The organism is Bradyrhizobium hipponense, assembly GCF_008123965.1.
GTDB lineage: Bacteria > Pseudomonadota > Alphaproteobacteria > Rhizobiales > Xanthobacteraceae > Bradyrhizobium > Bradyrhizobium hipponense.
Window position 1 is genome coordinate 25,686 of sequence record NZ_VSTH01000007.1, and the last position, 13,671, is coordinate 39,356.

Sequence of the window (13,671 nt, forward strand, 5' to 3'; positions counted from 1 at the left end):
GGGATCCGAGAGCCCCGAGATTGCCGTTGCCTGCGCTCGCCGCGGTGTTACGCCCGGCGGGCGTCGGCGTGACGTTGCTGGATCTCGACATCGAAGGCGTGCTGGACTTGTTGCGTCCGGAGCGCCTCCTCGAAGCTGGCAAGCGACTCACGCGAAAGGCAATGAGCGCAGATCCGGCCCGGCGTCGCTTGCTCGAGCGGACCGCATATCGTGCTCCCGAACTGGCCGAGACGATCCCCGCTTCCCTAGCTACGATTCGCGATCCTACGCTGTTCTGCGATCCGGTCCGGCTGAATTGCGCGCGTGAGCGGCTTTACGATGCGCTGGATCTCACCTCGTTGGCGGCTCCATGCCCTATGCGCTATCAGACCGAGGTCTTGCGCTATGAGGTCGACGGGATCGATCCGAGCCGCTTCTCCGATTTGCTTGAGGTGACGTCCGACCCTGGCGCGAACCTCTTCGACGATCACTGGCAGACGGACGTCTTCCCGAGGCTGGAAAAGGGCGGATACGATCTCGTCGGAATTTCCCTGACATTGCGCTGGCAAATCATTCCCGGCCTGTCGCTCGCCAGGCAACTGCGTCGCAAGGGATTTCGGGTTCTACTTGGCGGCACCGCCATCGCCAAGGTGTCGCACCGGCTGCCGCATCTGCCGGATTTCTTCACGGAGTTCGCCGACGCTGTCGTCATCCGCGAAGGCGAAACAGCGTTGCTTGAATTGATCGACCAGCTTCAGGCAGGGCGTGACCTCGGCAAGGTACCAAACCTGATGTACAAGGCCGACGGCAAGGTCTGCTCAACGAGGCTGCATATCGAGGATTATGCAGCGCTACCGACGCCGGACTTCGACGGCATGCCGCTAGGTCGATATCTCAGTCCTCAGCTCGTCCTGCCCCTGATGGTCGGCAAGGGGTGCTACCACGACGAATGTACGTTCTGCGACATCCCTTTCATCAATCGAGTCTCGCCAAAGCGGTACCGCACGCGCGCGGCCGACAAACTTGCCGCAGACATCGATGCGCTCGCAGGCAAACATGATTGCCGGCACTTCCTCTTGGCCGACGAAGCGCTGCCGCCGCGCGTTCTCGACCGGATTGCTGATGCGCTCGAACCGCTGCGCAGACCGGATCTGGTCTTTTCCGGCTACGCACGTCTGGAGCCGGGCTTCACGAAGCAGCTCTGCAGCAAATTGGCGCGCGCGGGACTGCGGCGGCTGTATTTTGGGCTCGAGTCCGCCGACCAGGGCACGCTTGACCGGATGCACAAGGGCATCCGCATCGAGAATGCAACGACTGTATTACGTAATTGTCGCAGCGCCGGAATTCGCTTCCATGTCTTTTCGATGATCGGGTTTCCGGGCGAACATCACGACAGTGCACGACGGACCATTGCGTTCTTCGCAGACAACGCCGAATTGTTTGACGATCCGGGAAATACGTTTGACATCCATGAATTGGAAATATTGACCGACACGCCATATTTTTCCGAGGCCGACAAGTTCGGCATCCGCATCGACATCTCGACCGAGGACAGGGACTTCCTGTTCGGCATTGGGACGAACTGGGAGAACACGGACGGGCTGACGCGAGCCGAGGTCGCGGCACTGCTTGGAGAAGCCGGAGAGTTGGCCGGGCCGCGGTTCTCTCGCTATCACGCATGGCCGCCCGTTGTCTGGCCGGCCCAGGAGGAATGGTCGCTGATCTACGCAGATCGATATTTCGGCCGGCCGTTCCCGCATCGCGTCTCCGTGTCCGATGGAGCAGACGACACGCTCTACCGGCTGGCATGGAATCCAGCGGCGGTTGTCGACCGTTCGGATGGCAATTGTATTGTGACTTCGCGCAGAGGCAGCGTCACGCTTGATCAGGCATCATTCCAGGCTCTCGGGGAGGATGCTCGCTATCGGCGAGGACCCGATATTGTCGCGGCTCTTGCCGGGCGGAATGCAACCGACAAGAGACGCTCCGACATCGAAGGATTTGTGGTCGGCCTGGTTCGGCAACGATTGCTGGATATCGTCCGCAAGCCCACCGATGATATCGGTCTGCAGGGGAGTATCCCGTCATGAGCGTCGAGCGCACCATCGACGGCTGGATCAAGACGAACGATGCCGCGGAGCTCACCGCCTGCGGAGAAACCATGGCGGTCGTCCGCAAGAAATGCCTGCTGAGGATCCTCGCCTGCCAAGATGCGGATCGTGCCAACATCAGCATTACCGGTTCGGACATTCAGGCTACATCGGACTGGTTTCGCCGTGGTTTCGGGCTTTTGGCAGAGGAAGACTTTTCGCACTGGATCGAGTCCCAGAAGCTCACAAAAGCTGCCTTCGCAAGCGCAATGCATGATTTCACGATTGTTCGCCTTCTCGAACAGGCCTATGCCGAGGAGATCGACGAGTTGGTGCCTAATCAAATCGCCATCAGCACCGCCCGCCTTCGTTCCGGCACATGATCGCAGGCGCTGGATGTACCGGTAGCGTCAATGGCAGGTTCTGCACACGAATGGCTCCAGTTAAATGTGACCCTCGGTCGTCATGACGGCTCGGCGCTGGCGTCGGCGCGTTTTGTGCTTCGTGAGCTCGAAAATTTGGTCGAACCGCGAGGCCGAGACGGCTTCTTCTTCCAGCGAAAACCCCCGGATCTGCGGCTGCGCTTCTTCGACATCCGCGAGCGGCTGAAGAAGCGGCTTCACCCGCTGATTTCGCGCGCGAAATCCGAAGGGCATATCGTGGGAAGCTTCTACAGCGTTTACGAGCCCGAATATCGGCAATTCGGCGGACGCGCGTGCATGGAGTCGGTCCACGCCTTCTGGTCGACCGACAGTTACTCGTGGATCGCGATGGACCGTCTTGCCGAACATGACGCCTTAGCCATCCCGCATTCCACGCTGATGGCATCTGTACTTGACGACCTGTTTGGGCGCGTTCTGGTCGACGGCGGCGAGGTCTGGGACACATGGTGCAATCTGGCGATGTTGGTGCAGACAGAGGGTTCGATCGGTGGTCACGCAACGGTCCCCTCAGTGATCGAGACTCTCCGGAAAAACGCGTCCGCGGCGGAAGCCGAACTGGTTGCCCGGTATCAGCAGGCCAACGCCGCGCTCGCGGAAGGTTTGTCGCGTGCATGGCATTCGGAGCAGATGGAGTGTGGCGTGAGATCGATCCTGCCGTATGTCGCGCTGTTCACGTTCAATCGTCATGGCTTCGATCAGGCCGGGATGGCGGCGATCGCCAGCGCGATGGCTGCGGCTCGGAATCTGAAGCAACACCTAAGAGGGGCGCAGCGGGATAGCAGGCCACCACCCGGCCGATCGCAGCACGCCGCCGGGATGGTCGGCAGACCGGACGAAGGTCAATGATCGATGCCGATCCAGGTCGTGCCGGAGACGAGGCTGTTACGGACGCGCGATGGCTTGGCCCGGCCGTCCTGAGGGTTGCCAGCTGGCCAATCGAGAGCCTCGATGGTGTGCGTTCGAGACAATTGACGAAACGCATCGATGACTGGATCGCGAATGAGGACGAGATCCGCCGATCGAGCGACCTGCTCGCCGCAGAGCTGTACAAAATCATCCCCCTTATTGAGGAGCGAGCCGCGCGGACGGCCGCGCTGGACCTGAAACGGAGCCTTCACGGCAGCCTCGAGCCGGTCCCGGACCGGCTGACAGACGGTCTCCTGAAGGACGACAAAGTTCGCCAAGCGATTGGACCCGCCATCCGAGCCGTGGCAGAGCGCCGAAACCTGCACGCCGCCGAGCGTGCTGACATCGAGCTGGACCATGCGATCGAACTGGAACGCGCGAGTGCCGCGCTCCAAGGCATCGTGAGCGATGCGCGCTTTCAGCGCGCGCTGTGTCTGGCCAGTCCGTCCGTGTTCCGCCAATGGCAGGCCGCGCACCAAGGCTCGATCAGCCGCCGCAGCCGGCTGCGCCTGCAATCCACCCTTCACCGTTATCTGATGCGGGCGGTCGGGCGCGCGACGCCGAATGGATTATGGGCAGGTGTCGCGCTGGAAGACATGACGGAGCAGGCCATCGTCCCGCTTCAGGTTAGAGCTGCCCCGTCAGCCATCCGCGTGAGCCCGGCCCTTGGCATATTTTCCCGCGGCCTGGACCATCTGAACCGGCGCCGCCCGTGGATCGACGAATTGGCCTGGCGCTGCAATCCCACCCTCAACCGGCTCAATCACGAGGCTTGGGAGTTTGGCACCTTTACGGCGGGCTTCTGGTCCGTCCGGCGCATCGCCCATTACGAGCAACTGGAGTTCCTGCACGCTCGTTTCTCTCCGGCCGATCGACCCAAATTGGGCGACATCGAGGCTGCGCTTTGTGATTGCTTCCCCGTCATGGCCCCCCCAGTCGCCCGAAAACTATGCGAAATCTGGATTGATGCCGGCATCCTGTGGTCGACCGCTTGCCTGCCCAGCTGTTTTGCCGACGGATGGCAGGCGGTGGACGCCATGATCGAAACGCTTCCGGCAAGCGAGCAGGCGCTCTGGCGCCAGTGTCGGACGTCTTTGCGGCTGATCGCGGACAAGGTCGAGGGGGCGATTGACACACTTGAGGCACGCGCGCTGCGTGACCTTTTTGATGAGGCTCGCCAGGCGGTGATCGGGGTGCTCGGTCGCTACGGCGCTGCCATTTCCCCTAATGAAAACGTGCTGGTCCTCGACCAAAAGGCGCCATTCCGCTTTTCCATTTCACGCAATCTGGCCAATCAGATCGAAGAGAAGCTGCGCCTCTATTGGCGATTCGACCGATATGGCCTTGGAGAACTCGAGACCAGGATTGCCATCGCTGATTTCTTTGGCGGACTCGCGCGCAATACCCGCACTCCGCTCGGCGAATTCCTTAGCCGCGGCGGCGAAACCGACCCGGCCCAGCGCGCCCGGTCCTGGCAGGAAAGAGTGCTGTCCAAGGCTTCTCCCGAGTTTACCAGGCCGGCCAGAGCGGCTTTTTCGCGATGGGAGCGGGAGCTCGAACCGGTCATCGACTATCGTGTCCATCGCCTTGCGATCGAAGAGATGCCCATTTCAGCGCAGGCGCTTCCGCCCGGTTCGGCCTTGCTGCTCCTCGGTCGGTCGGACCAGGGCGCAATCCTGCGCATTGGCGGGCTCACGCCGGAGCCTTCCTTCTTCTATTCACGCTTCTCGCATTTGTTCGGCGAGCGCGATGCGTTCCTGGGCTGGCTGAGGACCACGGTTACGGCGTCCGCGGCCCGATGGCCGGAACTTCGATTTTGCGAGATTGCGATCCGCAACCATTTCAGTCCAAACGTGACGGCGAGACCCGTTGTCACTGAACGGATGATCGATCCGCTCGATGCCGGAAACGGATTGCTTCGCCGGGCCACGATCGCGCCCAATCACCACGGCCGGCCGGTGCTGAGAGCTTCGGCGGGCGCGACCGAACTATTGATTCCATCCCCGCGATCTGCCGCCTATCTGGGAGGGCTCGACCGGTTCGCATCAGTGCTGGCTTCGATCTCGTTCTTCCTCGGACGTCCCGCCTTGCTGGCGCCGATCCCCCGGCTCACGCGCGAGATCGAAAGCTGGCACCATCTGCCTCGGCTGATGCTCGACGATGCCGTCATCAGCCCGGAGCGCTGGACTCCAGAGGCGTCCCTTGGATCGACGCTGGCGAATGCACGCGGAGCCGAGCGGTTGATTCAATGGCGTCGATTTGTTCGCAAGGCCGGACTACCGGATCTCGTCTATACATTTCAGGGGCGGCATCAGACCGAAAGCCTTGTTGCGACCGACAGCGCCATCGCCGTTGAACTGCTGGGACAGGAACTTCAGAGCCATGGACCGTCCCTCCGCATTCAGGAGCTGTTTCCGGCTCCCGAAGACTTCGTCGTGCGCGATGACGACGGCTGCCGGTACCTGGGAGAACTCGCGGTGCCGTGGTCCGCAGACGCAGCGTTCTGGCAAGACTACGTCGATGGCGCATCGCAGGACGAGCCAGAAGAGCGCGTGTCGCCGCCCGTCTGAGGTGCGTGCATCATCAGCATTTGCAGCGCAAGCTCGCGTTCAACCTCGACCCTGTGGACGCCGTTCAGGCGAGCCACATAGAGTTCGTCGCTGATATAGGACCGCAGCTTCTGTTCGGAGATACCGCTTCTCTCCATCCACCGCATGGCTGCCTCAGGGCTTCTCACTCCCAGCGCGGACCAGAGTGCGCTGGCTTTCTCAGCGAGCTCAGCCTGGTCCAACTCCCAGCCCGATCGCCGGGCATGCTCGCGCGCGACCACGCGCAGCAGCGCCGCACGTCGCAACTGGTCGATCGATCGCGCTTCGCGCTCCGCGGACTCCTGCGGCAAGGCCAGCGACGCGCGGGTCTTCTCCAGCGCAATCTCGTTGAGCAGGCGATCCATGAAGATGGTCGGCTCGTAGATAAAATTGGGATGCCCAGCCTGCCACGGCTCGGCAATGACCTCCTTCATCTTGGCAAGCAGCGCCGCCGCATCGCGGGCCTTGAGACTGACATGGCGGCTCTTCATGTAGGCGAGCCAGGCCGCGATCTCTCGCGGTTCCGAGGATTCCGCATAAGGCATTGCGGCGGCGATCGTGTCGCAATTGCGCTCCCAGAACGGCAAGGCCCGCGCGACAGAGATGATATTTTCCGCGAGCCGCGCTCCGATGATGCCCTCCTCGATCGCGGACGCACAGCCGTCGCGAATGTCGACCAGCGATTGGTTCAGGGGCAGATAACCGAGCTCCGCCGGGGCGTGGCGCACGGCGACCTCGTCGTCGGCAACGATAATCTCGTCGCTGAACCACTGGAATATCCTGCCGACGCCGATCATGCCGAAGGACTGCAACTCGGCCGCCCGCAGGGCGCCCATGCTCGCCGCGCCAAATACGTGCACACCCTCGCTCAGCGCCAGCAGGATCTCCTTGTGCCATACCGCCGGCACCGTTTCGAAATAGCCATCGATGATGCCGATATGGCGTGGCTTCCGTTCGAGCAGCCGGAGGAGGTCGCCCTGCTGAACCGGCGGAAGATAGGTCGCATCGAGGATCGCCCTGGCTTCATCGAGCGGAAGGCTCGGCCCCAAAAACACGTAAACAGTCATGCATGCATCCCGCTCGCTCGCGCGAGAACTCTTGCGCCGGGAAGGTAGGACGGCGAATCGATCGGGCCTTCCAGCCCCGGAACGATCGTCCGCACGACGGCGACGGGCATTTCGGACGTGCTGAGGTTCACCGTCAGAACCTGGGTCAGGCCGGCCCCTTCGAGATGCGTGACCACCAGATTGAGCGCGCCTGTGATGCTCTCGGCCGCGGCGTCCGGAATCGAGCTGAACGCCTTGTGCCCTGTCTCGCTCTGCGCGTGAGCGCGAAACGCGTCCAGGGCATGCGCACTCTGCGTCTCGCGATAGCGCTGGCGTCCGAGATCGTCGCGCGATCCGGCAATCGCCGTCAGCCTGCTTTGCGCAGCCTCGGTCAGCGCCCGGCACAGGGCGATGGTCTTGTCGGGATGGCAGCCCGCGCCAGCGCTGACGGGCAGAGGATTGGTCAGGGGATCCGAATTGTTGTCGTATAGGGCGACACGGACCGTTGCTATTCCGATGTCGCTCGTGGCGTCCCAGACGATAGGCTCGATGTCTGCGGAGCGCAGTCTCCGGATAACGTCAGCGACAACGGGGAAATCAATGCTCGCCGGAGCGATCCGGCTGGCGGCCTGCGCGGTCGGTCCCGCATAGTGCCAGAGGGCCAGCGCGTCGCGCTCGATGAGTTCGCAGAGCCCGTGCAAGATGGCCTCGTCCGCGATATTGCCGGAGGCAAGCCCGTTGGTCGTGTGCAGGAAGGATCCGGCGCCATCCATTCGGTGAACGCTCGCGTCGGCGTTCACAATCTCGAAAGGCACCCATATCGGCTCGCCTGTCTTCCAGTCGACCGCCCTGGTCCACGCAATCACTGTGTTTGTGCCAAAGGCCGAATTGCGCGCGCGGGGAAGCGCGGTCAGGTCGACAATGTCGCCGAAGACACGAAGTTCGCTGGCCGTTCCATGTCTGAGCTCCAGTCCGGGCTGCTCGGCATGGGCAAGTTCGAGCGCCTCCATCGCCGCCGAGACTTTTGCGGCGGTATCATTCAGCCCCTTTCCTTGCGACACCGACAGCGTGCGCGCATTCGGTCTGATCGCAATCCAGACCGGAATGCCGATACGATCGAGCCCGGTGATTTCACCAACCCTGGTGATGCCGAATTCCCGCAGCCGCGGCTTGATCGCGCTCCAAGTCTGTTCCGGCGATCTGACGCGGCTGCCATTAAACAGAACTTGCTCCATGCGCGGACCCTCCCCCTCGTGATTGACGCCGTCGGCGAACAAGAACCTGAGCCACGCGGTCAATTTCGCTGCGCCCGAATTCGTGGCGCGCACGCTGGAGTAGATACTGTAGCACAGTTATTGTCGGCGGAAACGAGCTCCGCTCCAATTCCATGTCCAACGAAGTCCCGTCTGTTCGGCTTTCAACGTTGATGACCGAAGCATTCCGCACATTTGCACCGTCCCTGGTTTCATTTCCCCCGAAACGGGATGAGTGATCTAGCGCACGTTCCTCGCCGTAGCTTTGTGATAAGAGCTATCCGTGAGCCCGCCTCTGTCAGGAACGAAAACTGGCACGAAACAGGATGGTGGGAAGCGCACTCGTTCAGTGCGCGCTTCGATCCTGCCTCCGTGAATCAGGGTTGTCGTCACATCGGCCGTCGACCATAATCTCCTCGTCTCAGCAATAGATGAATGCCCGAAACATGAGTGAACCAGAAGCACAACATGAGGTTTCTCCGGGGGCGCCCAGCGGGCATGATCAGACCCCAGGTCAGGAGCCCCCCAGGGGCAAGAAGCCTGGCTCCTCTCGGGGCACCTGGATTGGAATTGCCGGCGGGCTCGCGATCGCCGGAATAGCCGCGTTCACGATATTGCCCCGCCTCGGAGGCGACAAGCCGCCTGGCGTTGGCGAGGAATCTACCCTGGAAGTGCTGATACCAGCCGATATCAATGCAGCGCTTCCGACGCTGGATCCCGGAAGTTCGAAAGCAGCGGTGGATGACGCGAAGAACTGCAAGGTCCCGCTGGCATGGGTGACGTTAAAGCAACAACCGAATGGGCATGGTGGCATGGTGCGCGTCCGTTCAGGATCATATCTGTCGCCGCCGATCAAGCTCACCCCCACACCGCAGCGGATCGCTCTCCCCTACCCCGCGCCTTATCCTACGGGCCGCGGAGTTCTAACCTTGGTCGGCGAGGCGGACCAAGTGGGGTTCTACCTGACGCCCGGAGGCATTCACGACGTGAACGGCACGTACTCCGTCAACGTGCATTGGCAGGTTCGCAACCCATGCCCATGAACGGGCCAATCGGCAAACTCGACGCCGTGATCGGAGATTGCCGGCAATGAAGAACTTCTTCCGCAACCATCCGATGATCAGCATGTGCATTGCCATGCTTGTGGCCGCGGTCGCCACCCAGTGGATACTCAATCCGAAATCCGGTCCGCTCAGCGCATTGACATTGGCGAACTCGCTGACGATCGGTGCCGTGCTTCTGATCATGATGGCCGGGTTCGCACTGACCTACGTGGCGATGCGGCTCGGCGGCGACCCTACCGGATTCGGATTGGTCCCTCTCGGGGAAGGCTATACGCCCGGGCGTCGGCTGAACGTGGATTCTCCGGCGGTGTCCGTCCGCAGCGCCGACGATGTGCTCGACGAACTCGACCAGATGATAGGGCTCTCCTCCGTCAAGGAGGAAGTCAACAAGCTGCTCGCGGGCATCGAAATCGAACGCAAGCGCCGTGAACAGGGCTTACCCGTGGGGAAGGTGAGCCGCCACATGGTGTTCACGGGGCCGCCCGGCGTCGGCAAGACCGAGATCGCGCGCGCCCTGGGGGAGATCTATCGATCGCTCAAAGTGCTGCGCAAAGGACATGTGGTGGAGGTGCAGCGCGCCGATCTAGTCGCAGGTTATATCGGACAGACGGCCATGAAGACGCTGGACAAGTGCAAGGAGGCACTCGACGGCATCCTCTTCGTCGACGAAGCCTACGCACTCGCGGGCGAAGGCAAGGATTTCGGCCAGGAGGCAATCGCGACGTTGATCAAGTTCATGGAAGACAACCGCGACCGAGTCATGGTGATCGCCGCCGGATACCCCAACGAAATGCGGCGCTTCATCGCGACGAATCCAGGCCTGGCGAGCCGCTTCAACAGGACCATCGAATTTCCGGCCTATGAGCCGAAAGAACTGGCTGCGATCCTGCGATTGATGGCCAAGCGACAACGCGCTGATTTGCCCGAGGTACTCGAGCAAAGTCTGGTCCCCTGGATCGAAACCCAGTGGAGAAGCGAGGGCTGGGGCAACGCTCGCGAGATGCGCAACCTTCTTGACAAGGCGTGCGAAGCCCAGTCGTTGCGCGTGGCGGTTGATCCGACCGCCGACATAAGCAAGGTCGAGATGGTCGACTTCGAAAGCGTCGGCGTGCCCCTTGTGCGAACGCACGTGCCGCCGCCACTGGCGCCTCAGCCTGTCCCGACCATACCAACTCCGGCTCCGACTGTCGTTGAGCCCTCCTTTGCGTCCTCTTCTTCGCCTGGCCATTTGGCGTCACGCCAAGGGCGACGGCTGAAGGTTGAGGCCATTATCCCTACTGAGCGCACGCTCGATCAGGCGCTCGACCGGCTCGACGAGATGGTTGGGCTGGAGGCGGTCAAGGAGGAGGTGAACAAGCTCATATCGGGGCTTGAGGTCGAGCGCCTGCGCCGCGAGCAGGGGCTGGCTATCGCCCCTATCAGCCGCCACATGGTATTTGCTGGCCCGCCCGGCGTGGGGAAGACCGAGGTCGCGCGGGCACTCGGCGAGATCTATCGCTCTATTAGCGTGCTGCGAAAAGGCCATCTGGTCGAGACTGACCGCTCGGGTCTCGTCGCGGGCTATATCGGCCAAACTGCTCCCAAGACGCTCGACAAATGCAGGGAAGCGCTCGACGGCATCCTGTTCATCGATGAAGCATATTCGCTTGCCCGACCAGGCAACGATTTCGGCCAGGAGGCGATCGATACGTTACTCAAGTTCATGGAGGACAACCGAGACCGCATCGTCGTGATCGTCGCGGGCTACCCGAATGAGATGCTGCGGTTCATCAACAGCAATCCCGGCCTGTCCAGCCGCTTCACCAAGATGATCGAGTTTCCGCCCTATGCCGCAAACGAGCTTGCCGCCATTCTGCGGGTGATGGCAAAACAGCAAAACTTCATATTGCCTGAAGATCTCGAGTCCAGCCTCGGCCCGTGGATCAAGGTGGGCATGCGCAAAAAGTCCTGGGGGCAGGCGCGCGAAATGCGAACGCTGCTCGAGCGCGCGCGCGAGGCGCAGGCCATGCGCATTGCGCACGATCCATCAGCCGACCTGCGTCACCTGGCGATGGCGGATATCGACGCAGCCATCCAGATCTCCGGATATCGCGAGATGGTGCCGGAGAAGATCAGCGATACCATCGTGAAAATTCCTACGTTCCCTCGCTCGGTCATCCCGCTGTCGGAGGGGACGGCGGCTCTGCAGGCGGCCGTTGTCACGGTCAAGATCGATGGTGCTCACGGAAGCGGCTTTTTCATCTCCAGGGATGGATATCTCCTGACCAACCAGCACGTGGTGGTGGAGAACAAATTTGTGACGATCAAACTCACAACCGGCCGTGAGCTGCCCGGCGAAGTGCTGCGAACAAACAAGACCAGAGACATCGCGCTGGTCAAGGTGAATGAATCGGGAATGACGGCGATGCCACTGCGGCTTGACCTACCCGAGGTCGCCTCGGAGGTTTATGCAGTCGGGACGCCGAAATTTGAGCAATATTCGACGACAATAACCAAAGGCATCGTCAGTGCCTATCGCAGGGACGACGATCTGACGCTCCTGCAAAGCGACACTGCCATTCATCCTGGCAACAGCGGCGGGCCGATGGTCGACGGATACGGCAATGTCGTCGCCGTAAGCGTCTCCGGACTAGCGATCTCGGGGGTGCTGACAAGCATCAATTTCTTCATTCCCATCGCCGATGCGCTTAAGTTCCTCGCCGTTGAGCTGGTCAAGCAAGACGTGGCATAGCAGTAAGCAAAACAAGCGGCCCCGGGATGCAACTGAAACGAACAAATTCGATAACCGCGATCGGCCGAACAGCGGCTTTGCATATCGCGTTCTGGCAGTACGATCCCTGGTACCGCCGCGCGTGGCTTGTCTGGCCGCAGGCGACAGCAATCCTTGTTGCGAGCTGGCTTGTTGTGGGTCTGCCTCCGGCCGCAGTTCCGGTTGGCAACTGGGCAAAGCCTGCCGATTGCAGCAACGTGTTTACCCCCGGTTGCGCGGCAACCCGGCGCGCCGTGTACTCCTGGGACGATGAAGTCGGCAGACCCACGATCGCCAATCAGGTCACGGTCTACGTCGATCGGTCGACCTTTCGAAATTCTGCCGCAGACGATCGGTCCAAACTCACGTCAGCGCTTGGCGCCTATTATCGCTATGATTGGGGGAAGGCGACCGATATTCTGAAATCGGCCACCGCAAGCGACTCGAACGTTCAGTTCCTCACGGCGCTCGCCCTGATGATACCAAATTCGACCGACCAGGCGCGCAACGCGGAGGCGCTGCTGCGCGAGGCGTCTGCCCGGGGACATCGCCAGGCCAGCAGCGTGCTCGGGCGCATTCTCTTCGCGGGCGCGGGCGGCTTGCCGAAGGATGAAACGGCGGGACGGAAGTTGATGGATGACGCGGTCGCAGCTGGCGAGCCGTACGCGATGCGGCTTGCTGCTGCCGGATACGTCAGCGGAGAATTTGGCGCGTACGATACCGTTAAGGCCGTCGATCTCTTGCGCAAGGCAGCGGATAGTGGCGAACTCATCGCTATGGTGCAACTTGCATACTGCATCGAAACCGGGCGGGGCGGGCTTACGCGAGACGCTGCGAAGACGGTCGACTATTTGCGGCGCGCGGCGGATGCAGGCTTTGAAGGGGCACAGATCACGTTGGCCCGGTGGTTCAAAGACCGATATGCCTATCGAGAAAGCGAGAATGAGGCGGAAACAATCAAGTGGTACGAGCGGTCCTATCGACAAGGGCACTCGGTGTTCGCCCTCGCTGAGCTCGCTTACGTCCACAGATATGCGCGGGCGGCGCCGTGGTTCGACACCAAACGCTCGTTTGAATTACTCCAGCTTTGCGCGCCTTACAGAAATGCCTATTGCCATTATTGGCTTGCTCGAGCCTACCACGAGGGTGCCGGAACAGCGCGAGACTACACCAGCGCCTACGCTCACTACATTGTTGCAAAAGAGCTCGGGCGGCAAGATGCAGCCCCCGAACTTCAGAAACTCGATAGTTTCCTCCAACCTGAGATCAAGACCAGCGCAGCGGAGCTGGCCAAGAGCATTTCGGCGGGCCTCAAACCGGTGCCACGCGTGATCCGGCTACAAACGGCGGAGACTGACAGCACAGGTCCGTCTCCGTGGCCTGACCCCGGCCCGCGACCGGCATCACCTTGAACCGCCAAGTCCCGCTGGCTCGTAATCATTCAAATGCGCGCGAAGCATGGGATGGGTCTAGTCCATCGTCCCACCGCCGAGCGACCGGAATCTTACCAAGGAAGCGTTGGACCGCGTCAGGATCCGCCCCAAGTCCCATGC

Annotated in this window: 9 protein-coding genes; 7 read left to right on the plus strand and 2 right to left on the minus strand. The window is 61.5% G+C overall.

The genetic code is table 11. The features are described 5' to 3' along the window. The first annotated feature begins 26 nt into the window (after positions 1-26). From FXV83_RS00720 to FXV83_RS00735, 4 genes are read left to right on the plus strand one after another with little or no spacing between them, the layout of a single operon-like run. Positions 27-2,069, plus strand: coding sequence for a B12-binding domain-containing radical SAM protein (locus tag FXV83_RS00720; RefSeq protein ID WP_235939273.1), 2,043 nt, complete (start codon positions 27-29; stop codon positions 2,067-2,069). Next, positions 2,066-2,452 (plus strand): hypothetical protein, encoded by a 387-nt coding sequence (locus tag FXV83_RS00725; RefSeq protein ID WP_148736789.1) that lies wholly within the window; start codon positions 2,066-2,068, stop codon positions 2,450-2,452. The genes FXV83_RS00720 and FXV83_RS00725 overlap by 4 nt, the downstream gene beginning before the upstream one ends. 30 nt (positions 2,453-2,482) lie before the next feature. Next, a complete protein-coding gene (locus FXV83_RS00730) occupies positions 2,483-3,358 on the plus strand; it encodes a thiopeptide-type bacteriocin biosynthesis protein (protein ID WP_148736791.1) in 876 nt (291 codons plus the stop codon). Continuing rightward, positions 3,355-5,988, plus strand: coding sequence for a lantibiotic dehydratase (locus FXV83_RS00735; protein ID WP_148736794.1), 2,634 nt, complete (start codon positions 3,355-3,357; stop codon positions 5,986-5,988). The genes FXV83_RS00730 and FXV83_RS00735 overlap by 4 nt, the downstream gene beginning before the upstream one ends. Here FXV83_RS00735 and FXV83_RS00740 read toward each other — a convergent pair. Next, the gene (locus FXV83_RS00740; RefSeq protein ID WP_148736795.1) at positions 5,931-7,073 is read right to left on the minus strand and encodes a TfuA-like protein; all 1,143 of its coding nucleotides are present in this window, start codon (positions 7,071-7,073) and stop codon (positions 5,931-5,933) included. The genes FXV83_RS00735 and FXV83_RS00740 overlap by 58 nt on opposite strands. After that, on the minus strand, positions 7,070-8,287 hold the full coding sequence (locus FXV83_RS00745; protein ID WP_148736797.1) for a YcaO-like family protein: 1,218 nt from the start codon (positions 8,285-8,287) through the stop codon (positions 7,070-7,072). The genes FXV83_RS00740 and FXV83_RS00745 overlap by 4 nt, the downstream gene beginning before the upstream one ends. Positions 8,288-8,751: 464 nt before the next feature. On the opposite strand from FXV83_RS00745, the gene FXV83_RS00750 reads away from it, so the two are divergent. Genes FXV83_RS00750 through FXV83_RS00760 form a run of 3 tightly spaced genes read left to right on the plus strand, consistent with a single transcriptional unit; the run spans position 8,752 to position 13,530 of the window. Continuing rightward, the gene (locus FXV83_RS00750) at positions 8,752-9,348 is read left to right on the plus strand and encodes a hypothetical protein (protein WP_148736799.1); all 597 of its coding nucleotides are present in this window, start codon (positions 8,752-8,754) and stop codon (positions 9,346-9,348) included. A gap of 46 nt (positions 9,349-9,394) precedes the next feature. Continuing rightward, positions 9,395-12,100 (plus strand): AAA family ATPase, encoded by a 2,706-nt coding sequence (locus FXV83_RS00755; protein ID WP_187435562.1) that lies wholly within the window; start codon positions 9,395-9,397, stop codon positions 12,098-12,100. A gap of 26 nt (positions 12,101-12,126) precedes the next feature. After that, the gene (locus FXV83_RS00760; RefSeq protein WP_148736801.1) at positions 12,127-13,530 is read left to right on the plus strand and encodes a tetratricopeptide repeat protein; all 1,404 of its coding nucleotides are present in this window, start codon (positions 12,127-12,129) and stop codon (positions 13,528-13,530) included. Positions 13,531-13,671 lie beyond the last annotated feature (141 nt).